This window comes from Bacillus norwichensis, from assembly GCF_014836955.1.
Classification (GTDB): domain Bacteria; phylum Bacillota; class Bacilli; order Bacillales; family Bacillaceae_C; genus Siminovitchia; species Siminovitchia norwichensis.
On the sequence record NZ_JACSPV010000029.1, the window covers coordinates 1 to 22,432 of the forward strand.

The 22,432-nt window shown below is 40.4% G+C and carries 26 protein-coding genes; all 26 read right to left on the minus strand.

Annotation, left to right across the window (positions count from 1 at the left end; translation table 11 throughout):
* Nucleotides 1–204 precede the first annotated feature (204 nt).
* Nucleotides 205–981 carry a menaquinol-cytochrome c reductase cytochrome b/c subunit gene (locus H9631_RS14870; RefSeq protein ID WP_191814135.1) on the minus strand — a complete coding sequence of 259 codons (777 nt, stop codon included), beginning with the start codon at nt 979–981 and terminating at the stop codon, nt 205–207.
* A 54-nt stretch (nt 982–1,035) separates the two neighbouring features.
* A complete protein-coding gene (gene qcrB / locus H9631_RS14875; RefSeq protein WP_120117399.1) occupies nt 1,036–1,710 on the minus strand; it encodes a menaquinol-cytochrome c reductase cytochrome b subunit in 675 nt (224 codons plus the stop codon).
* A gap of 14 nt (nt 1,711–1,724) precedes the next feature.
* On the minus strand, nt 1,725–2,240 hold the full coding sequence (locus tag H9631_RS14880; RefSeq protein WP_191814137.1) for a QcrA and Rieske domain-containing protein: 516 nt from the start codon (nt 2,238–2,240) through the stop codon (nt 1,725–1,727).
* A gap of 142 nt (nt 2,241–2,382) precedes the next feature.
* Entirely contained in the window at nt 2,383–2,847 is a 465-nt protein-coding gene (locus tag H9631_RS14885) for a YpiF family protein (RefSeq protein ID WP_191814139.1), read from the minus strand.
* Nucleotides 2,848–3,320: 473 nt separating this feature from the next.
* Nucleotides 3,321–3,869: a ReoY family proteolytic degradation factor gene (locus tag H9631_RS14890; RefSeq protein WP_191814140.1), complete on the minus strand. Its 549-nt coding sequence runs from the start codon at nt 3,867–3,869 to the stop codon at nt 3,321–3,323.
* 33 nt (nt 3,870–3,902) lie between these two features.
* On the minus strand, nt 3,903–5,156 hold the full coding sequence (locus tag H9631_RS14895) for a tetratricopeptide repeat protein (RefSeq protein ID WP_191814142.1): 1,254 nt from the start codon (nt 5,154–5,156) through the stop codon (nt 3,903–3,905).
* Nucleotides 5,157–5,259: 103 nt separating this feature from the next.
* The gene (gene aroB / locus H9631_RS14900; protein ID WP_191814144.1) at nt 5,260–6,342 is read right to left on the minus strand and encodes a 3-dehydroquinate synthase; all 1,083 of its coding nucleotides are present in this window, start codon (nt 6,340–6,342) and stop codon (nt 5,260–5,262) included.
* Nucleotides 6,343–6,435: 93 nt separating this feature from the next.
* Nucleotides 6,436–6,882: a nucleoside-diphosphate kinase gene (ndk, locus tag H9631_RS14905; RefSeq protein WP_191814146.1), complete on the minus strand. Its 447-nt coding sequence runs from the start codon at nt 6,880–6,882 to the stop codon at nt 6,436–6,438.
* Nucleotides 6,883–6,979: 97 nt separating this feature from the next.
* Complete coding sequence (gene hepT, locus H9631_RS14910; protein WP_191814148.1) at nt 6,980–7,942, minus strand: heptaprenyl diphosphate synthase component II; 963 nt, start codon at nt 7,940–7,942, stop codon at nt 6,980–6,982.
* Nucleotides 7,943–7,957: 15 nt separating this feature from the next.
* The gene (gene menG / locus H9631_RS14915) at nt 7,958–8,668 is read right to left on the minus strand and encodes a demethylmenaquinone methyltransferase (protein WP_191814150.1); all 711 of its coding nucleotides are present in this window, start codon (nt 8,666–8,668) and stop codon (nt 7,958–7,960) included.
* Between the two features lie 24 nt (nt 8,669–8,692).
* A complete protein-coding gene (locus H9631_RS14920; protein ID WP_191814152.1) occupies nt 8,693–9,451 on the minus strand; it encodes a heptaprenyl diphosphate synthase component 1 in 759 nt (252 codons plus the stop codon).
* Nucleotides 9,452–9,753: 302 nt separating this feature from the next.
* Nucleotides 9,754–9,987 (minus strand): trp RNA-binding attenuation protein MtrB, encoded by a 234-nt coding sequence (gene mtrB / locus H9631_RS14925; protein WP_120117390.1) that lies wholly within the window; start codon nt 9,985–9,987, stop codon nt 9,754–9,756.
* An 18-nt stretch (nt 9,988–10,005) separates the two neighbouring features.
* Entirely contained in the window at nt 10,006–10,572 is a 567-nt protein-coding gene (gene folE, locus H9631_RS14930) for a GTP cyclohydrolase I FolE (protein WP_191814153.1), read from the minus strand.
* Nucleotides 10,573–10,691: 119 nt separating this feature from the next.
* Entirely contained in the window at nt 10,692–10,964 is a 273-nt protein-coding gene (locus H9631_RS14935; protein ID WP_191814155.1) for an HU family DNA-binding protein, read from the minus strand.
* Nucleotides 10,965–11,251: 287 nt separating this feature from the next.
* Nucleotides 11,252–12,730 (minus strand): stage IV sporulation protein A, encoded by a 1,479-nt coding sequence (gene spoIVA / locus H9631_RS14940; protein WP_191814157.1) that lies wholly within the window; start codon nt 12,728–12,730, stop codon nt 11,252–11,254.
* A gap of 155 nt (nt 12,731–12,885) precedes the next feature.
* Nucleotides 12,886–13,593, minus strand: a complete 708-nt coding sequence (locus H9631_RS14945) for a hypothetical protein (protein ID WP_225221070.1) — start codon at nt 13,591–13,593, stop codon at nt 12,886–12,888.
* Nucleotides 13,594–13,637: 44 nt separating this feature from the next.
* Entirely contained in the window at nt 13,638–13,838 is a 201-nt protein-coding gene (locus tag H9631_RS14950) for a DUF2768 domain-containing protein (protein WP_191814159.1), read from the minus strand.
* 204 nt (nt 13,839–14,042) lie between these two features.
* Entirely contained in the window at nt 14,043–15,098 is a 1,056-nt protein-coding gene (locus tag H9631_RS14955) for an NAD(P)H-dependent glycerol-3-phosphate dehydrogenase (RefSeq protein ID WP_191814161.1), read from the minus strand.
* Between the two features lie 20 nt (nt 15,099–15,118).
* Nucleotides 15,119–16,429 carry a ribosome biogenesis GTPase Der gene (der, locus tag H9631_RS14960; protein ID WP_191814163.1) on the minus strand — a complete coding sequence of 437 codons (1,311 nt, stop codon included), beginning with the start codon at nt 16,427–16,429 and terminating at the stop codon, nt 15,119–15,121.
* A 174-nt stretch (nt 16,430–16,603) separates the two neighbouring features.
* Entirely contained in the window at nt 16,604–17,218 is a 615-nt protein-coding gene (locus H9631_RS14965) for a YphA family membrane protein (RefSeq protein ID WP_191814166.1), read from the minus strand.
* A gap of 183 nt (nt 17,219–17,401) precedes the next feature.
* Nucleotides 17,402–18,538 carry a 30S ribosomal protein S1 gene (rpsA, locus tag H9631_RS14970; protein WP_191814168.1) on the minus strand — a complete coding sequence of 379 codons (1,137 nt, stop codon included), beginning with the start codon at nt 18,536–18,538 and terminating at the stop codon, nt 17,402–17,404.
* Between the two features lie 155 nt (nt 18,539–18,693).
* Complete coding sequence (locus tag H9631_RS14975) at nt 18,694–19,272, minus strand: lysophospholipid acyltransferase family protein (RefSeq protein WP_191814170.1); 579 nt, start codon at nt 19,270–19,272, stop codon at nt 18,694–18,696.
* Complete coding sequence (cmk, locus tag H9631_RS14980) at nt 19,269–19,949, minus strand: (d)CMP kinase (RefSeq protein ID WP_191814172.1); 681 nt, start codon at nt 19,947–19,949, stop codon at nt 19,269–19,271. Before cmk ends, H9631_RS14975 begins: the two co-directional genes overlap by 4 nt.
* Nucleotides 19,950–20,061: 112 nt before the next feature.
* Entirely contained in the window at nt 20,062–20,235 is a 174-nt protein-coding gene (locus tag H9631_RS14985; RefSeq protein WP_191814174.1) for a DUF5359 family protein, read from the minus strand.
* Nucleotides 20,236–20,330: 95 nt separating this feature from the next.
* The gene (locus tag H9631_RS14990) at nt 20,331–20,984 is read right to left on the minus strand and encodes a flagellar brake protein (protein WP_191814176.1); all 654 of its coding nucleotides are present in this window, start codon (nt 20,982–20,984) and stop codon (nt 20,331–20,333) included.
* Nucleotides 20,985–21,077: 93 nt separating this feature from the next.
* A complete protein-coding gene (ypeB, locus tag H9631_RS14995) occupies nt 21,078–22,430 on the minus strand; it encodes a germination protein YpeB (protein WP_191814178.1) in 1,353 nt (450 codons plus the stop codon).
* Between the last annotated feature and the right edge of the window lie 2 nt (nt 22,431–22,432).

Consider the following 22,432-nt stretch of genomic DNA (forward strand, 5'->3'; position numbering starts at 1 on the left):
TTGCACGCAACTCCAATCTTTGCTTGTTTCTAGACAATTCAAGTATAAAAGAATTGGATGTTTGCGTGTGTTTTTTTGTGCAAATTGTGTGGTAACCCCAACATTTAGTATAGAGCCCGAAAACATAAAAGCCGGCACGCTGCCGGCTTTTATTTAAATTCTATATTCGTTCACATATGACGCCGTTGCGTCTGATTTTACGTATTATTCCTCAGATTTCAATGAAGCGATAAATTCCGCTAGCTTGTCTAGATCTTCATCAGACCCTTGATACTGATCTGCTGGCATCGTTCCAGTACCATTATGAGCAATATCTTTAATCTCATCTGCAGAGAGATCTAAATCAACTAAAGCTGGGGCAGCAGGACCGCCTTCAAGGTTTTCACCATGACAGTTAATACAGCTTTGGCCTGCATAAACCTGGTAGCCTTCAGAATCCTGATCAATTTCTACATCTGTTCCCTCTACAATTTTACCTTGTTGTTCAGCAGCAGCCCAGTCATGAGTTACCACAGATTCCCATGTCAGATAAAAAACTGCAGCGATACCTAATAGCATAAACCCTGTAGCAAATGGGCGCTTTGAGGCACGGCGTTCTGGACTACGATCCAAGAATGGTGCAAGCAGCAGGCCACCGAATGCAAGGCCAGGAATAATTGCAACACCAATGATGTTGAATGGACCAGAAGCAAATTGGTATTTGATTAATTGATAAAGAAACAAGAAGTACCAGTCAGGCATTGGGATATAACCAGCATCCGTCGGGTCAGCAATACGTTCAAGTGGTGCCGGATGGGCAGCAGTCAAACATAAGAAACCAATCAGGAAAACAGCCCCTACCATCCACTCCTTTAACAGGAAGTCAGGCCAGAACGCTTCGGTTTTACCCGGGTATTCGGAATAATCTTTAGGAGTGTTCGGCATCTTTTCCGCTGGAATACGGGAGTCGCCGACAAACTTCATTCCTTTTCCTCGTTTCACAATGTCCCCTCCTTAATACATCGATTAATTAAATCTGCAATAATGGGCCAGTTTTTATAGTGGACCAGAAATCCCTTGTCTTCTGATTAACACAAAGTGAACTCCCATTAAAGCAAGCAACGCAGCAGGTAGGAAGAAAACATGAATCGCAAAGAAACGAGTCAATGTTTGAGCCCCAACAATGGTTGGATCTCCTGCTAGTAAAGTTTTCATAGGAACACCAATGAATGGAAGTGATTCGACGATATCCAATGTAACCTTTGTTGCAAATAGAGCTTTCATATCCCATGGAAGCAAGTAGCCTGTCAGTCCAAGGGCTAACATGACAAAAAAGATAAGGACTCCGACAACCCAGTTAAGTTCACGAGGCTTTTTATATGCTCCTTGGAAAAACACTCGCAGTGTATGTAAAAACATCATAACGATAACAACACTGGCTCCCCAGTGATGCATCCCGCGAACGATTTGGCCGAAAGCCACTTCGTTTTGAAGATAATAAACGGATTCCCATGCGTTTTTGATATCAGGAACATAATACATCGTCAAAAACATTCCTGATAAAATTTGGATAACTGTAACAAAAAATGTTAACCCGCCAAAACAGTAAACAAACGCAGAAAAATGATGTGCCGGATTAACATGCTCAGGCACCTCATGGTCTGCAATGTCTCTCCATATCGGCGTAATATCCAAACGCTCATCAATCCAGTCGTACATTCTGTTCAGCAATGATTACGCCTCCTTTACTTCTTTCTTACAAATGGGTTTTCTACTGGATTACCCAACATTAAAAAGCCGTCTTTTTCCTTAACCGGATAAGCGTCAAGAGGCCCCCTTGGCGGTGTTCCCGGAATGTTGTTACCGTCTTTTGAATAAAGACCGTGGTGGCATGGACAGAAGAACATATCTGGGTGATCTTCATTTCCCGCCCAGTTAACCGTACAGCCTAAATGTTTACAAATTGGAGAAAGTGCTACTATTTCGCCTTCCTTGTTTTTATAAACCCAAGCTGTTTGTGTAACGTCGGAAGTGTACCAGGCATCTTTCTGTTCATAGCTAAAGTCTACTCGAACAGGCTCTTCAGTAATGTCAGCAATCTTTTGGTCAGTCATTTTAAAATCACCGCTAGCTTTCGCTGATAAAACAGGATCCACTGCAAACCGAACCATCGGCATCAGCATTCCAGCCGCCATGAATCCGCCCACCCCCGTCAGCGTATAGCTGAGAAATTGGCGTCTTGTTACAGGATTCTTGCTCATCCTTTTCCCCCCTCTGTCAGTAAGGTAAGTCCATCGGACAAATTATTGCGCACATTTACAAACTGGGACATAATTATGATATATCAATACAACTGGAAGGTCAATAATATACCATTCCAATACGTGTCAACTATGTGGCGATTTAATAGGATGACTGCCACCCCTTAACAATCTCTTTCATCAATTGTTTAACTTGGTCTTCCATGATAGATTGCTTATATTGATCATCCATATTATTTAGCGGTATAGATGGGATGAACAATAAAGATTCAGGTGCAAGTTGTTCCATACTTCGCCAAATTTGGTCAGATGTCAGGAAAAAGACAAATTTGAACCCGCTGTCTTTAATCATTTTCTCCCATTCAAGCAGATCTCCGAATTTCTTACTCTCCTCGTGATCACTGAGATATGTACACGCCGGTAAAAAAAGCATCCTGCCTTTGAACTGCCTTTCAAGGTGCAAAGACAACAGCTGTATGAATTCTCCTTGCTCAACCGATTGCTTTATGCTACGACCAAGGGAAATCGGAATGAGCGGAACAACCGCTGTGTCAATATATTCCTTCTCCTCCAAATAGACCTCAATATCATTTGTCTTCCATTGCATTTTCAACACTCCTAGTATGCTCTTTATAACTGCTTACCATTCTAACAGAATTAAAAATACGAAACAAAAAAAAGCTAAGAGCTTTTGAGTTTGGAGAGCATTTTCAAAAGTTCATACCTCTTCATCTAAGCATGTATGATTTTCTAGAGTCTAACCACAATGGTTGATGAGGAACGACCCCTACGGAATTTTCCTTATGCTTGTCTCTGCTTCTCCATGTTTTCTTTATCTCGTCCGGATGCGTCAGTCTGTACGTCGCTATACGAGCGCTTCCGCTTTTCTTATTGTCCAGCTCCAGCGCTCAGCGACTAGCAGACTTCCTCTTCCTTCCTACGATAAGTCAACATCGGCTCGCCTCTGGCCTCGCCGTGTTTCCTTTATCTCGTCACGATGCGTCCAGTCTGTACGTCGCTATACGAGCGCTTCCGCTTTTCTTTTAAAACACAATAAATCCTCCAGTCACACCGGAGGATTTATTGCTGGTCTCTTAGTTCTTTCAGTCTTAGGGACAATTCATTAAAGCTCTGTTGATCATATTGGTCAAGCGCTTCGTCAATTGCTTTCAACAGTTTGTTTTCCTGGTATTTTCTCAGGCTTTCTTTTAAAAATTGTTCCGCGATCGATTTATCTTGTTCACTTATAAAAACGGTTTTCTTCACGAATGGATTTTCTTCCAATACCGCGGCGTATTGGTGGCTTGTATTGGATGCGCGAAAATTGATCTGGATATAAATGTCCTCATCCCTGTTCAAACGGATATCATGAAACGATTTTTCCGCGTCTGTCGTCATGATATTATCTTTGTAAAAACGGAATGGGACCTCCTTTGTACAATGAGTAGACATGATCAAACCTCTTGGGCAGAATTGCGCTTCCTCAACAAAGTGGACTTTTTCCATTAACTGATCATGACTCATTAAATAGTTCAGAATCCAGACAGATTCCCTTCTTTTTAATTGATACCTATTTAAAAACCAGCGAATAAAATCTTTTTTCTCGTTGACAGATACAGGGGTGGCCATTATAATCCCTCCTCTGCGATTTTTATTCTACGGCTACTCCTCAAGTCGATCAATAATTGCATGCCATTCTTCATTCGAAGGATCCAATGAGCTTAAACGCCTGAACACAGCTGCCGCCTCGCTCCTCATTCCTTCTTCCATTAGAAAAAATCCATAGTCCTTTAGAAAATCAGCGTTGTTTTTAAGTTCATTATATGCAAGCTTGTATTCATTTAATGCCTCTGAATAATTTTCTACCCGCTGGTAACTAAAAGCAGCATCCCAATGAAGCTGAGAATCATCTGTATCTTTGATATTCGATAAGACTTCCAATACATCTTCATATCTTTCCTGGTGCAACAAGAGTTTGTTGAGAAGACTAGCCGCTTTTGTTGACTCGGGATCCAGGGCAAGCGCCTGATGAAGAGCATCTTCCGCTTTTTCCCCTCTGCCGGCTTTCATTAACAAACCAGCAAGGTAAATGTATAATTCAGCATTATATTCATCTGCTGCCAAACCATGTTCTGCTGTTTCGATTGCCTTGTCTAGATCACCCAGCTGATCATGAGATTTTGCCAGGTATAGATAAAGGGCGTGATATTCATGATCCAGCGTTTTTAATTCTTCAAAAGCATTTTTCGCCTTCTTGTATAGCCCTGCCTGAAAAGATGTCAAACCATAGCCGAAGAGGACATTTAAATCTTTATAATTTTCCAGCGACTTCTCATAATAAGGAATAGATTCCTCAAAAGCACCTCCAGCACTCAGTGCCTCTGCCAGCCTTGCATTTATATCATTGCCGCCTACCGTTTCTTCTCCAGCTTTCAACAGTCTTTGATAAGATGTGACTGCTTCAAGAAAACGTCCCAGCGACATATATAGTTCTGCCAGCGCAAAATCAATCACAGGCTCTTGACTGTACATTTCCTTTGCTTTGAGAAGCTTTTGCTCACTGACTTCATATAACCCCTGCATTTGATATAAATCAGCTTCCAAAAGCAACGCCGCTGCATAGTTTGGATCAGTTGGATCAACCGTCTCCAAATATGGATAGGCTTCCTCATCTTTTCCCAGGTCAATCAGTAACTCGGCCAATAATATCCTTAACTCATTTTCTTCGGGAAACTCTTCAAGCAATGCTTCATATAGTTCCTTCGCTTCTTCCAGGAATCCATATTGGGCCAACTGTTCCGCAAGGTAAAATTTTTCTTCCGGAGAACCGGATTTCTTTACTTTATTAAAAACTTCTTTTGCCTTTGACAGATCCTGCAATTCAATATATTTGAGCACTAATTCGGCATCATTCATTCAAATAATCCTTTCAGAGAAAGTGAATGTTTAATAATATTTCTACAACAAATATGAAATATCCTCTTTTTTATAGTTGAAAATAATGAAAAACAATTAAGTTTTATTTTTTAATATAGTTGTTCATTGAGTCAAATACTTGTTCAAGCACATCTTCTTCCACTTCTTTTAGTACTGGTTTTCCTATAGCTTCCAGTAAAACAAAGCGCGGACGCTTGGCAATTGTCTTTTTATCCCGTTGCATGCCCGTATAGGCTTCTTCAAAAGAAAGATCCTGCGGAATCTCCAATTTATAACCAAGGCCTTTCACCCATTCTTCAAAACGTTCGATAGCGAAAGACAGCCCAAGCACTTCCTTACTCACATGCAGGGCAAAAACGATTCCTACCATGACTGCCTCACCGTGGGTGGTTTTTCCATATCCAAGAGAGGATTCTATAACATGTCCCAGCGTATGGCCTAAGTTGAGGACAGCTCGAAGTCCATTCTCTTTTTCATCTATCGAAACAATGTTTGCTTTTATTTCCATTCCTCTTTGCAGCACATGCGTTAGTTGTTCGTCATTCATTTCATGCAGATTTTGTATTTCGTTCATGAGCAAATTTAATAGATCGGAATCGGCAATCAACGCATGTTTTACTGCTTCGGCAAAACCGGATCGTATTTCATGATCAGGAAGGGTCTTAATAAAATCTGTATGATAAATGACAGCTTCAGGCTGATGAAAAGCTCCGATCATATTTTTACCAAGAGGATGGTTAATGGCAGTCTTTCCTCCGACCGCACTGTCGTGCGCCAAGATCGTTGTCGGAACCTGAATAAATGAAATGCCCCGCATATAAGTCGCAGCAACAAACCCGGCAAGATCACCCACTGCACCGCCACCAAAAGCTATGATACATGACCTTCGGTCAAGCCCTTGTTTAAGAGCGAAAGTCTGGCATGATTCATAGACGGACATTTGTTTTGCTTTCTCTCCAGATGGAACTGTGTAGACTGAATGATCCACAGTGTCAGGCAATGCTGAACGGAGTTTGTCCAAATGAAGACGACCGACTGTTTCATCTGTAATGATCAAAAGGTTTGTAAAATTATTTTTTTGAATCACTTTTGGAAGCTCATCTAAACCATTTGGTTTTATATAGATTGGATAGCTTTTTGATGCTGTTTGAACTGCAATTTCCATTCAGATCACCTCGTTATTCATTCTATTTTACGACTTTCCGACAAAATTTGAAAGAATAAAAAACCACCTGCCACGAAGCAGGTGGAGTGAAAATTAATAAATCCAGTTATTGCTGAGTTTAGAATACTCGATCAGTTCACTTTCATTGAAGAACAGACCAATTTCTCTTTTCGCACTTTCAGGAGAATCAGATCCGTGAATAATATTTTTGCCAACTGTTACGCCAAAATCTCCACGGATTGTACCAGGAGCCGCATCAGCCGGATTTGTAGCTCCCATCATTTGGCGAGCTGTCGCAATGACATTTTCACCTTGCCATACCATTGCAAAGACTGGTCCGGAAGTAATGAATTCTACTAATTCACCAAAGAAAGGACGCTCTTTATGTTCACCGTAATGCTCGGCAGCTAATTCGTTTGAGATGTTCATCAATTTTGCTCCAATTAGCTGAAAGCCTTTCTTTTCAAAACGTGAAACAATCTCACCAATCAATTCTCTTTGAACCCCGTCGGGTTTAACCATTAAAAATGTTTTCTCCATGAATGTCACTCCTGCCATAATATCTGTATCTTTTTCCTTAAAACTCAAGAAAGATAATATCATTTTTTTTATCAGCTGGCAAATATTGAAAAACAGCTCAATATCTTCTTTTGCCAATATAATGAGCAATTTCCTTCAGAGGCCTTTTAGCCTTGCTTTCAGGAAGCTCAGCTAAAATATCAAGGGCTTTGTCAAGATATCTTTTACTAAGCTCGCGAGATTGCTCAATAGCTCCTGTATCTTTGATCAGCTTAATAATACGACTCATTTCTTCTTTACTGGTTTCATGAGTTACTTTTTCAATTTCCACTTTAGCATGAGGATCGCACATTGCGTATAAAGCTGGAAGTGTCACATTTCCCTGACGCAAGTCGTCACCAGCGGGCTTACCCAATTCCTCCTCGCTGGAAGTGAAATCTAAAATATCATCGGTTATCTGGTAAGACATGCCAATAAAATACCCGAATCTATAGAGTCGGCGGTAAATGGATTCATCTGTGTCTCCTGCAACCGCGCCCAGCTCACAGCTAACTGCAATCAGAAGAGCCGTCTTTCTCTTGATTCTTCTTAAATAATTTCGTAAAGACTGATCAAATTGGTATTTATCTTTTATCTGTTCAATTTCTCCAATACAAACCTCTACAATGGCCTTGGATAGTTTCTTATGTAAGAGCGGATTTGGAATGTCGGTCATATATTCCAACGATCTAGCCAATATATAATCTCCAGTATACATGGCCGCGCGATCATCCCATATATAATTAATAGTCGGCAGACCTCTTCTCATGTTTGCATCATCGATGATATCATCATGAACAAGCGATGCCATATGAATCAACTCAAGAGCCATTGCTACATTTTTGACTGTTTCAATGCGATAGTCTCCAAATTTTGCAGACAATAAGACAAATACTGGGCGTATTCGCTTGCCTCCTGCTTTAAGCAGCTTGAGAGATGCATTCTGCACCAATTGAGAATTTGAAGAAACAGCTTCTTCAAGCTCTTTTTCAATTAAGTCTAAATCAGATTTAAAATTCCTATAAAGCCAAGTCAGTTTCATAAAATTTCCACCCAGTTAATCTAATTTCTGCTTTACGCCGATATGTGCTGCTGCAGCTCCTCCGCTGAAAGGTTTATAAATAACATCCACAAAGCCGGCACGCCAGAACATTTGAGCTAGCTCATCCATCCCCGGAAAATCTCGCGCCGACTCTTGCAGCCACGAATATTCTTTATAGCTTTTGGCAAAGACCTTGCCGAACAGCGGCATAAGAAAACGGAAATAGGCATAATAAACCTGCCTGAATACCGGAAGGGTTGGTTGAGAGGTTTCCAGACAAACAGCCATTCCGCCAGGTTTTGTCACACGATACATTTCTTGTAGCACCTGCATGTAATCAGGAACATTGCGAAGTCCAAATCCAATAGTTACATAATCAAAGGTGTCATCATCAAACGGAAGCTCCATCGCATTACCTTGAATTAAAGTCACTTGTTCCAAGCCTTTTTCTTCCATCTTTTCTTCGGCAACCACAAGCATGTTCTTACTGAAATCAAGACCGACCACACGTCCATCTTTTCCTGCACTCTCCGCAAGCGCAACAGTCCAATCACCGGTTCCGCAGCAAACATCAAGGGCACTGCTTCCTTTTTGAACATTCATTTTTTCCATCGTAATCCGTCGCCACTTTTTATGCTGCTGAAAACTGATAATTGAATTCATCCTGTCGTAATTTTTGTGTATGTTTTCAAATACATTATGTACGCGTTCTTCTTTAGACTGCATTTTTCGTGACCTACCTCCGACTGTTTATGTTGCTAAACGCTTATAATTATTAGTCAATTCCTTTATGCGACCCAGGAAAATGTCCGGCAGGCCCGAAACCCGTAACGATTCTTCCAATAGCACTGTTTTGCTCTGAGCTATATAACTTGAGCAAATCTCTTTTAAGGCATGTAGGTCGCGCTGGGACAAATTAGATAGAGGGATAGATTTTTTTTGAGGCAAAGAGAAGTGTTTAAGGCCTTCAAAAAGTATTGAATAGTGGCCACTGTTAAAACTCTCCATCTCTGCAAGCAGTTTTTTCAAGTATAAATGCTCTACAAAAAGATGAATATGCCGAGTTGTTTTGAAATGTCGGCAAAATTTATCAATAACAGTTATTACAATTTGTTTGAAACCTGCCATAAACGAATCCAAATTAGCTGCTTCCAGCCTATAGATGGATATTTTATGTTCGTTGATCAGTTTGATCGCGTTAGCGAGAGTTCTGATCAAATCCGAGTCTTCAATTTCAGCGAGGGTTTGATAATATAAACCACTGAAATAATCTCCTGCCAGAACAGATAACTGTCTTTCCGTAAGTGTTTTCTGCTGGTGAGCTACCTTATCATGTATATCAAGCGCAATCTGAACAAGCATAGCAGAAATAACTTGTTGTTCGTATCTTTCAACGGGGATCCGTGTTTCTTCCATGGCTATTAACAGCATAAGGATACGGTCTTCGTCTATTTCCGGAGATTCGATATGTTCAAAAAGAAAATGATGATACATTTTACTTTCTATCATTTTCTTTATCGAGTCCGTCTTTTGTTCATACAAACATAGAGCCATTTCCGTAATCCCCATTTCTTTGCATTTTAATTCCCAATTTAATTCTATTCATTATAGCATAACAAAAGCATATAGCACGTATCTACACCGGCTATAAAATGTGCCGTTTTAAAGACATTTCATAAACTGCTCATACCTTTAGCTGCCGCTTTGAACATTATTCACAACAGCTCAACTGCCTTACAGTTTTGTTTCAGAGCTTAAAAAGACCAGTATCTAAAAAAGTCTCATTCTACTCTCTCTTCTTTTTGGACATTTTAATTACTTTTTTCACTATCCACTTCTCCGTAAGCAGTGAAAATTTTTGCATTTCCTCTAACCTTTATAGCAGAGGTATGGTCGGTGAATTGGGCAATGAGCACTTCTCCTTGATCAAGCTTTTCCGCATGATGAAAGCGTGTGTCTGTTCCCCTCGTCAGCCCCATCACGTTTACTCCGTTTTCAAGTGCTTTAATTACTACAAAGTCAGTTTGATTGTTTGAGCTCTTCATTAATTTTCACCCCAAAACTCATTGCTTAATCAATGTCAAAACTTCATTGCGGGATTGGCTGTCCTTCAGGAAGATTCCCCGAACAGCGGACGTAACAGTTTTGGATCCCGGCTTTTTCACACCGCGCATCGTCATGCACATATGTTCGGCCTCAATGATGACCATGACTCCATGTGGCTCCAGTTTCTTCATGACCGCATCCGCTACTGTAGAAGTAATCCGCTCCTGAAGCTGCGGACGTCGCGCCACTGCTTCTACGGCACGGGCCAGCTTGCTCAATCCGGTTACCCGACCGTTCCTTGGTATATAAGCGACATGTGCCTTGCCGAAAAAGGGAACAAGGTGGTGTTCACATAATGAGTAGAAAGGAATATCTTTCACAAGAACTAATTCCTCGTGATCCTCTCCGAAGATCGTTTCAAAATATTGTTCCGGATCAGTGTTGATTCCTGAAAAAATTTCCTCATACATTTTAGCGACACGCTTCGGTGTATCGAGCAAACCCTCTCTTTCTGGATTTTCTCCAATTGCATCCAAAATCATTCGAACCGCTTCTTCGATTTTCTTCCGATCAATATTACCCATATTAAAATCCTCCCGCAATAGTAAAACACTAATAGAGCAATATTAACACATATGATGGATAAATAAAAAGGAATCGCCACTTGGCAATTCCTTTTTAAACACTCAAACAATGTATGTAATTATTTCACAGCGTCTTTAAGAGCCTTACCTGGTTTGAAAGCAGGCACTTTGCTTGCTGCGATATCAATTTCTTCACCTGTTTGAGGGTTACGGCCTTTACGGGCAGCACGCTCACGAACTTCAAAGTTACCAAATCCGATCAAAGAAACTTTGTCGCCACTTGAAAGTGAGTCTTGAATGGATTGGAATACAGCCTCAACAGCTTTTGTAGCATCTTTTTTAGATAGCTCAGCTGCTTCCGCTACGGCATTGATCAAGTCAGTTTTGTTCATTATGTTCACCTCCTCCAAAAGGAATAATTACCTTTACTACTACCTCTATTACATGTGTAATCAATTTTTTAGATTTCTAAACATCTTTATGCTAGAAATCGTAAGAAATGCTTTTGAATCAACGCTCTAGGAGCATTTCTGCTTAAAAGATTATCATAATCAAATAGTGATAGCAAGAATAAATCGCGGAATAATTGAAAAGACACCGAATTACTGTCATTTCGGCGTCTTTTTCTATATATATATTCGTTTTTCTGAAAAAACCTGATAGTTTTCATGGACTGTCCTTACAAGATAATAGCGATTAGGCCTCCAGATCCTTCATTAATGATTCTTTCTAAGGTTTCTTTAAGTTTATATCGTGCATTTTCAGGCATCATAGCAAGCTTTGCCTGGATACCTTCCCTGACTAAAGAGCTTAAACTCCGGCCAAATATATCGGAATTCCAAATGGAAAGGGGATCGTCTTCAAAGTCCTGCATCAAATACCGGACCAGTTCTTCACTTTGCTTTTCAGTTCCAATAATTGGCGCGAATTCAGACTCAACATCAACCTTAATCATATGGATGGAAGGAGCAACAGCTTTTAACCTTACCCCGAACCGGGCCCCCTGCCTGATGATTTCCGGTTCATCCAAGCTCATATCTTCTAAGGAAGGAGCTGCAATGCCATAACCTGTCTGTTTCACCATGACTAGCGCATCGGAAATTTGATCATATTCTCTTTTAGCATCGGCAAATTCCTGCATCATTTCTAGCAAATGATCTCTACCTTTAACTTCTGTGCCTACGATTTCTGTTAAGACTTGATCGTACAGTTCATCTGGCGCAAACAAATCTATTTCAGCAATCCCCTGCCCCATATCAACTCCGGCCAAACCAGCACTTTCAATGTATTCAAAATCATTGAAGTTTTGAACCACCAAATCAACATCTCTCAGTCTTTTTATATCTTTGACTGTTTCCTTCACAGCCTCCTGATAATCCATCCGAAGCCAGTGATTTTCTTTTAAGACCATTACCCAGCTCGGAAGGTTTACATTTACTTCAAGTACAGGGAATTCATAGAGTGCTTCCCTTAACACGTTTAGGACATCCTGTTCCCTCATATTTTCCACCGACATACTTAATACTGGAATATCATACTTCTCTGCCAATTCGACGCGTAAGCCTTCGGTTTCAGGATGATGCGGCCTAGACGAATTCAGAATCATAATATACGGCTTTCCCACTTCATTAAGTTCAGCAACAACTCTTTCTTCTGCCTCAATATAGTCATTCCTTGGTATTTCCCCAATCGTACCATCGGTTGTGATTACAATTCCGAGCACTGAGTGCTCCTGGATTACTTTACGCGTTCCAATTTCCGCTGCCTCGTGGAAGGAGATTTCTTCTTCGTACCACGGTGTGCGGATCATTCGCGGCCCATTTTCATCCTCATATCCTTTGGCTCCGGGAACAGTATACCCTACACAGTCCACCAAACGAACATTCACTTCCAAGCCGTTATCCACTTGGACTGATACTGCTTGATTCGGAACAAATTTCGGTTCAGTTGTCATAATGGTTTTCCCGGCTGCACTTTGAGGCAATTCATCCTGCGCCCTTGCCCTGTCTGCTTCGCTTTTTATATTAGGCAAAACGGCAAGTTCCATAAATTTTTTAATGAACGTGGATTTTCCAGTCCGGACGGCCCCAACGACCCCCAGATAAATATCCCCGCCCGTTCTTTCTGCGATATCTTTAAAAATATCTACCTTTTCCAAGAGATTCCCTCCTAACTTTAAGTTCAAGGGACAACATGATCCCATGCCCGTATATCATCAAGTCAATATATTTGTATGATGTTGTCCTAATCAAATATAACTTCAATAATAAAAATCCTTCTTCCACAGTATATTTTGCAGAAGAAGGATTATGACTATTTCCCCATATAAACAGGTTCATTGTTTTCATCGACTGTATAAGGCATTGAAAAAGCAGGTACAATCGGAGAATCCTTATATAGTATCTTTCTAATATCTTCACCAGGTGAAAAATCTTTCTTTTCATCTTTCAAAACCTGATAGAGATCAGAAATATAATCAACATAAATTTCGCCTTTTCCGTTAATCACAAACGGCAAATTATTATTTGTATAAGGTGACGTGTAATATTGCTCCTCTTTATATCCCAATTTTTTCTGATCAAGAGAATATACATTATCGGCAACCTCTTCTTTAAAAGGCGGATAGCCCTGCGACCGGATTCGCATGTAAAACTCATTTACTTTTTCAGCCAGTCTTACATCAAAAACTTTCACTGTTGGATTGGTTTCCACATCTATTAAGACATATTGAAAAACCCCGCCGCTCTCATAGGCATTTCCGGGATGTGTCTCCAAATATTGAGGGATCAGCTTTTTAAATTCTATGGGATATTTTTGATAAATAGGCGTGTCCGCCTCTTTTGTTTTTATCGGAAGCAATCCACCCGTGTCTTCTTGAAACTTTTCAACAGATCGTTGAACAGTGTCGATTTGTTCTTCGTATGGTATGTTATTCTCCGCTTTACGATCCTGAGGGTAAAAGCACCCACTTAAAAGCATTGCAATCAATAGTAAACAAAATCCTGCCATCCATTTTTTCAATGATTGGCTCACTCCTTATCCATCTAATATGCGACAGCTGTTTCTCAGCCTGTCGGCCCTGTCAAAACAACAAAAAGCATGAGGAGCCCGCCTACGATCATAAATGCCCAAGCAACAAAAGCTGTAATAACTTTAAAAAAACCATTGTTCAATTTGAATCGGCTTATGTAAATAATCAGCATCGCAAGAGCCAACAACCCCATTGCCACTATGGAAATCCACATTTTTTGCATTGATAAAGACATTTTTTCCCCTCCATCACCGAGTAAACAGTCGAAATTATTATAGCATATTCCCTGCAATAACCTGCTCATAAAAAAATGAAGCAATTGTTTTTGCTTCAAAAAAATAAAATAAAGACATTGAAACCCTGTCCCCCGGTTATGCGAATGTTCTCTCTAATAGCATATGATTTATTATAAATAACGCATCATCGTATGCCTAGTTGATCATTTTTGTTCCATTTGTTCACTTAAGATATCCACCAGTTCCTCCATCTCATTTTTCTTGATTCTCTGCATCAATTGATCAACAGCTTCCTTTGGATCCACATCTTTAAATAAAACATTGTACAACGCTTCTGTAATTGGCATATTCGTTTCATATTTTTCAGCCAACTGGTGAGCCGCTTTCGTTGTACGAACCCCTTCTACGACCATTCCCATGCTTTCTAGTACTTCATCAAGGTTCTGCCCTTTGCCAAGCATGTTACCAGCTTTCCAGTTTCTTGAATGTACGCTTGTACACGTAACGATCAAGTCCCCAATACCGGCCAAACCAGAAAATGTCAGCGGGTTAGCCCCCATTTTCGTGCCGAGCCGTGAAATTTCAGCAAGTCCCCGTGTGATCAATGCGGCTTTGGCATTATCACCGTATCCGAGACCATCTGAAATCCCGGCCGCAAGAGCAATAATGTTTTTTAACGCTCCGCCAATTTCCACGCCAAGCAAATCAGGGTTTGTGTAAACGCGAAAATGCTGATTCATAAATAAATCTTGAATGTTTTCCGCAGCAACCATATCTTTCGAAGAAACAGCTACGGTTGTCGGATGACGCAGACTCACTTCTTCTGCATGGCTTGGACCTGATAAAGCGACCACAGCATTTAACAGGTCCTGCGGGACTTCTTCTTCAATCATTTCCGAAATTCTTTTCAGTGAGTCTGGTTCAACCCCTTTGCTTACATGAACAAACACCATCGGCGCTTTTATGATTTTGACAATACTCTCCATTGTTTCTCTAATCGCTTTGGTAGGCACTGCAATAACAGATGTCTCAACATCTTCAAGCGCCTCAGACAAGGAATGGAAACCGGTAATATTGTCCGGGAGAGAAATTCCAGGCAAATATTTTTGGTTTGTCTTGCGTTCATTTATTTCCGCCTGCTGTTCTTTGGAGCGCATCCACAAATTCACCTGATGTCCGTTATCTGCCAGTACAAGGGCCAATGCCGTTCCCCAACTCCCCGCACCAATGACGGCAATTTTCTTTTTATCTTTTGCCATAAATTTCACCCGTTTCTTGATTATTTTCTCTTTCGCGCAATGATTTTTAATGGCGTTCCTTCAAAAGGGAAAGCTTGCCTAATCGTATTTTGAAGAAATCTCTCATATGAAAAATGCATGAGTTCTGGATCATTTACAAACACAACAAAGGCAGGTGGTTTTACCGCAACCTGAGTAGCATAATAGACTTTGAGCTTCCGCCCTTTATCCGACGGAGCAGGATTCATTGATACGGCGTCCAAAATCACTTCGTTCAATATACTGGACTGCATCCTCATCGAATGGTTTTCGCTTACCGTTTGAATGACTGGAAGCAATGTACCGAGACGCTGGCGTGTTTTTGCTGATAAAAAGACGATTGGTGCATAATCAAGGAATTGAAACTGGTCCCTGATATCCTGCTCAAATTTCCGCATCGTTTTATCATCTTTTTCCACTGCGTCCCATTTATTGACGACAATAATAATAGCTCTTCCAGCATCATGAGCATAACCCGCAATTCTCTTGTCCTGTTCACGTATCCCTTCTTCTCCATCCAGAACAACCAGGACTACATCGGAACGCTCGATCGCCTTCAAAGCTCTTAACACACTGTATTTTTCAGTTTTTTCGTAGACCTTCCCTTTTTTTCTCATTCCAGCCGTATCAATAATAACGTAATCTTGGCCATCATATCGATATGAGGAATCAATCGCATCTCTGGTTGTCCCTGCAATCGAGCTGACAATCACCCTTTCCTCTCCAAGTAGAGCATTCACCAATGAAGATTTCCCAACATTCGGCCTGCCAATCAGGCAAAACTTCACAACCTCGTCTTCATACGGTTCACCCTTATTTTCAGGAAATTTGTTCACTACTTCATCTAGCATGTCACCAAGGCCCAGACCGTGGGAACCTGAAATCGGAAATGGTTCTCCAAAACCCAATGAGTAAAATTCATAAATATCTGCTCTCATTTCTGGATTGTCCACCTTGTTTACAGCTAATACAACCGGCTTCTTTGACCGGAATAAAATCTTACCGACTTCTTCGTCGGCGGTCGTTACACCTTCGCGTCCATTAACAATAAAAATAATAACATCTGCTTCCTCAATCGCAATTTCAGCCTGCTGACGAATCTCTTCTAAAAAAGGAGCGTCACCAATATCAATTCCACCAGTATCAATGAGATGGAACTGATTGGTCAGCCATTCTCCCGTTCCGTATATTCTGTCTCTTGTCACACCAGGTTCATCTTCCACAATTGAGACTCTTTCGCCGACAATCCTGTTGAAAATTGTTGATTTTCCAACGTTTGGTCTGCCGACAATAGCCACTGTCGGTAAAGCCATTCTCATCACTCACTTCAAACAAATTATTTATCATTTCATGCCGGTATAAACCAAGCATACCATTCCACAATAGTCCTTTTTCATCGTATCACAGTGTTTTATCATGCGCCATCTCAAAAATGAAAATGTCGAAACACCGACAATAAATGATCATTCTAACTAAATAATGCGCAATTAATGAACCATTTGCTTTTTCTCTTTAAAACCATCTTTAACAGCTTTTTTGAATCCTAACAGAAGTCTTCTCGCCGCATGTACTGTCAAAAGCGTCGAAACAGTTAGAGCAATGATATCTAAATAATCATTTGAGCCGATTAGATAAGGCATCCGCCATTTTAAAAAAAATACCGATAAAAACACTTCTGCCTGCAAAGACCCAATCACAATGGCAGCACATCGATAAATAAAGGAAGTGGGATATAACATCCATCCAAACACTAGCAAGCCGACGGTAAGTAAAATTTTTCGGTCAACCAGCACCCACACTGGATCGTAAAGTTCAAGGAGATAAAAACCTACATATCCAAGCATGATGATCATAACAGAAAAAAATAAATAAATCTTTTTTAACCATGTTCCTTGGCACACAAGCAAATAAGCTGAAAAAATAAGAGGAAAAGAAGCTGCTCCTATCTGAATAGAATAAATTGTAATTGATTTAGAATGCAATATGATCAACATTAATGCCACCATTGCAATAGGGAAACGGAAAGTCTTTTTTTTATCCAAAATAAACGTCGCAGTGATCCAAGCACCCCATGCTAAAAATAAAAATATGATTCCAGGCATAAAAATCACCTCCATTTCTTCCATTATGGGAAAGAATATGGAGGTTTAATCATACAAAACGCCATACTTAAACCAAAGGTAAACTAACTTTTTCAGACTGGAAGCCAGCAGAAGAACAGATATGGGGTCCATAACACTGACAAGAAAATAACCTTCCGCTAAAAAAACGGAAGGTCTGCATTTTTATTCTTTATTAAAGTCTTTCAATTTGTCACCAATCATATCGCTGAGCTGGAACCCTTTTGTTTCTTCTGGAGCTTCATATTCTTGCTGTGTATTATCCTCTTCAAGCTCTTTCATACTAAGGGACATGCGCTGCTCTTGCTCGTTCGTATCAAGTACTTTAACCTTTACAGTCTGGCCCTCCTGCAGAACTTCATGCGGAGTTCCGATATGTCTATGAGAGATTTGAGAGATATGGACAAGTCCTTCTACTCCAGAGAAGACCTCCACGAATGCACCAAAAGATACAAGTCTCTTTACAGTTCCTTCCAGAACCGCACCCCTGGGAGCTTTGTCGGCAATATCCGCCCATGGTCCAGGAAGCGTTTCTTTGATGGAGAGAGAAATTCTTTCGTTGTCTCTATCCACAGAAAGAACTTTGACTTCCACTTCGTCACCTTCACTTACTACGTCCGAAGGCTTCTCTACATGATGATGCGCCAACTGAGAAATATGAACCAACCCATCGACTCCACCGATATCAACAAATGCACCGAAATCAGTAATTCTTTGAACGGTTCCTTTCATCGTTTGACCGACTTCCAATTTCTCAAGCAGACCTTGTTTTTCCTTTTCTTTTTCTTCTTCAACAACCGCACGGTGTGAAAGGATTAGGCGGTTCTTTTCTTTATCAAGCTCAACAATTTTAAAAGCGAGCGTTTTTCCTTGGTAGCCGCTGAAATCCTCGACATAATAGTCTTCCACTAAAGAAGCAGGTACAAATCCACGTACACCTAAGTCTACAACAAGGCCGCCTTTAACTACCTCATTTACTTCTGCTTCGAATACTTCATTATTTTCGAAACGCTTTTCCAAAGTTTCCCATGCATTTTCAGCATCTACTTTTCTTTTGGAAAGAACAAGGAGATCTTCCTCCACTTTAGTCACGATTAAATCAAGTTGGTCTCCTTCAGAAACTACATCTGATGCTTTTTCCACATGGAGACTGGAAAGTTCGCTTATTGGAATAATTCCATTCAACTTACTGTTTTCAATGTCTACAAGTACTTGCTTTTCTTCGATTTTTGTAACGGTTCCTGTTACTTTGTCACCTTCAGTAAATGTTTCCACTTCAATATTATTCATATCCTCTGACACTGTTTACTCCTCCTATCCAGCTAATGAAATCGTGCAAGAATTCATTTCTCTCCGATTCATAAAGAAAGAAATGAAAAAACCCTCACATTTTATAAAATCATCTTCTTATTAACTTCTTATAAATAAAGTGCTTTGTCAAGCAATACACGTTAACTCTAATGCGTCTCGGTTAATTTTTTTATTTCATTCATTATAATTTCAGTTGCAGCCTCGACCGAAACCTTTTCCTTCTTTAATTCGGAAAAATCTATCGGCTTACCATATACGACTCTTAATTTACCAAAAGTCTTATAGGGACCTATGATTGCGCAAGGTATAATTTTTGCATCGGATCTCAATGCGAAGAAACCTGCTCCTGCTAGTCCCTTGCCAATCTCTCCTGTCTTGCTGCGTGTCCCTTCTGGAAAAAGCCCCAAGACTTCTCCCTCTTTTAATAGAGCCAGCCCTGTCCTTAAAGCTCCTCTATCACTCATCCCTCTTTTTACGGGAAAGGCTTTAACATTTGGCAAGATAGATTTCAGAATAGGAACCCGAAACAGCTCTTCTTTAGCCATAAAAGAAACAGGACGGGGGCACGTAATACCTACAACGGGCGGATCAAGATTGGATATATGGTTCGTACATAAAAGGACCCCGTCTGATTCCGGAAAATTTTCCAGCCCTTTCACTTCAATTCTGTAAAAGGGGCTCAATAAACCCTTAACCACTGCTCTCGCAAAATGATAAAATGTCACGACCGTTCGATCCTTTCTTTTGCCAAAGCAATGATACGTGCGACCACTTCTTCGATAGATAGCGTTGATGTATCAATCTCAACAGCATCTTCCGCTTTTACCAGCGGGGATACCTCCCGTTCAGTATCAATTTTATCACGAAGCATGATTTCTTCTTTTAATTGCGCTAAATCTGATGGATAGCCTTTTTCTATATTCTCTTTGTGGCGACGCTCCGCACGTATATCAACACTTGCCAGCAGAAAAACTTTCAGCTCGGAATCCGGCAATACTTTTGTCCCGATATCTCTTCCATCCATTACCACTCCGCCTCTTTTTCCCAGCTCCCGCTGCCGGTAAACCATCTCTTCACGTATTGCCCCATGTGCAGCGACAGTAGAAACATTGTTGGTCACATTTGAATTACGAATCTCTTTGGTGACATCCTCCCCATCCAGAAAAACTGTCTGGAGGCCGCTTTCTTGGACAAGCTCTATCGTAGTTCCTTTAAGTAGATGAGAAAGAGACTCTGAATCATGGAGATCCGTCCCTTCCACCAAAGCCTTATAGGTAACTGCCCTATACATGGCACCTGTGTCAATGTATATGTATGAGAGTTTTTCTGCGACTATTTTCGCCACAGTACTTTTGCCGGCTGCTGCCGGACCGTCAATGGCAATACTAATTTTCTTTGTCAAACTTTTCACCTGCTTGTCTGTTTATATACCAACACTTATTTTACCATAATTAGCAACAGACTATAGCACTTATTTAACAATTAAACAAAAGTGAAGACAGGAATACTTGCCTTCACTTTTGATCAAAAACATCCAGCTTATTTTCCTCCACATCTACACCCACACCCTCATATGAATAAATATTATTCAAGCTTTTTATAAGAGGAGTGTGGTTTAAAAAGCCTTGGACAATAAATAAGATTAAAAGGTGAAAAATAATTAGCTTATAAAGAATTCTTTCAAACATTTCCCGTTCCTCGTTTTTTTCTTAGTATGTTTCAAAAACGAGAATCTTATTCTGCTTTATACGTATGTCCAGAAAAGACTGATTAATTGGCTTTCCTAGGGATGTAGCCTTTTTTTTCGATCAGAAAGCTGCCTCTCAAAACAAAATCGAGTAAGCAGCTGTTGATCGGCATGGGGAGGATCAACATATTTTAGAGAAATAAGAGTCAATTCATTTTTTGGGAATGTTCGAATTACTTCGCATAAAAAAGCTAATGGTAGCTGTTCTCCTGGAGCTATTTGAATGGAAAATTCAATCGTCCCCACTTCCGCTGGCTGAATATTGACTTCAGGCGGCAAAACCACTGCGCACCCCCCGGCGCTTATATCACTGGAGACTGAGGTAAACTTTAAGTCTGAACTCGGAAAATCAAGCGCGACCGGAACCGTTGCATTTACTCTGACATATTCGCGACGCTGCACTTTATTGAAAACCCCTTCTTCCGGCAGTGCAAGCTCAACCAAAAGGACGGTGCTTTTTTGCACACCTGTGACTTTTGACTCAAAAGAAAAGGAACTAGTACTATCACAGGCGAATTCTACCACTACTTTAGTGCCAATAGATAAAAATGCCGGTTTGCTGTCTGTCGCACCCAAAGGATAGTAAATACACACCTTCTCTTCATACAAATCGGCGACCTTACTCTTGTACCTTTTTACAACCCCATTATTGTCTGTCTCAATAGTCAAATCCATTCCAATTGACAACATATTCATACACTTCCTGTTCATTCCAATGACTTTATTATACATCATCTGTGAGCGTTTTCCACTATAAAAAAGCAGCCTGACTAGGCTGCTTTTTTATAGTAAATCTTCATAAATAGGTTCAGCATTTTTCAATTTGTCAACTTTTTCTTCAATACCGCTTTCGGCATTAATATACATTCGATACGTATCATTATGGTCCATTGTACCTAAAAACTCATAGCAAAGCACTTCTTTTCCCAGATCGTTTACAATCACCGCTTGTCTGTCTTCTAGTACTTTTAAATTAGGGTTTAATTTAGAACGCGCTTCTTCCAAAGTCAGACTCGGTTTAGGCAATTTTCTTTTTTGACCGCCCTTCAAATAATCGTCTGCTGCAAACCCAATGATTTGTCCATTATCAAGTGCTACTTTCACTTTGATCGACTCCGGGTAAATTCTGACTCCGTCTTGGCTCGTTACATATGTAAACAGACCGACGGAATTATACTGTGTACTTTCGGACATTTCAAGATCCTTATAATCATGTCTTTTAAGGAAATCATTAGCTTTGTTCATGGCCTCATTTAGGCTCACCTGCGGTTTATTCACTTCTCTCGAATCAATAAACCAGATTGGATAACCGCCTTTCTTTGTGACGTCCATTGTTGCTTCATGACCTCTGTTATTAGCTAGTACGACATTGTAAAAACCATAAGCGGAGCCTTTTCTGCTTTCAGTGACTTCTACCTTTTTCGGCTGATTGATCCCGCTATATTTTTGGGCCAGGGCAACCGCTTCTTTTTTCGAAATTTTTTCTCCCTTTAAATTCTTATAATTTTCATCACGCTTTTGAAAACTGACGATTGATGGATTTTGAAGGTTTTTTTCATCATAACCTGTTGCATGCTTTTCAACTGTTTTAAATCCATCAATAATTACGTTATCAGTAGCTTCCTTACCTGATGCGAGTGCGAGCTCAACATCCATCCAACGAAGATTATTTTTTAAAGTGAGGTGTTGGACTTTTCTAAGCTCATTCCTTATTTCTTCACTTTGTTTGTATAAGTTTTTCAAAGTCTTCTGCTCATCTTTTGAAAGCGGTTCATTATCCAGGTTTCGAACAGCTGTCCTGTAGCTGAACGTACCGATATTGGAAAGAAATTCTTCCGTTTTATTAAAAGGAAGTAAAGTAAGAGGCAGCTGTCCCACCTGACTGCGAGCGTCGGATGTAATCCGCCATACATCTGCCAAAGCGGGAGATAAAGATGAGCTGGAGTTCATCGCGATTGTCCCGCCGAGCTTTTCATGCAGCAAGTCCATATGATAGCTCAAGTCATGAAATGCCCGTTGGTAGTTATTTTCGGCATTTATCAAAATCGTATTTTTTTCCTGGTGCTCTTGGTAACCCCAAGCCCCTGCCCCGATTACAGCAACTGCCAGAACAATTAATAGTATATTTCTGATCAAAC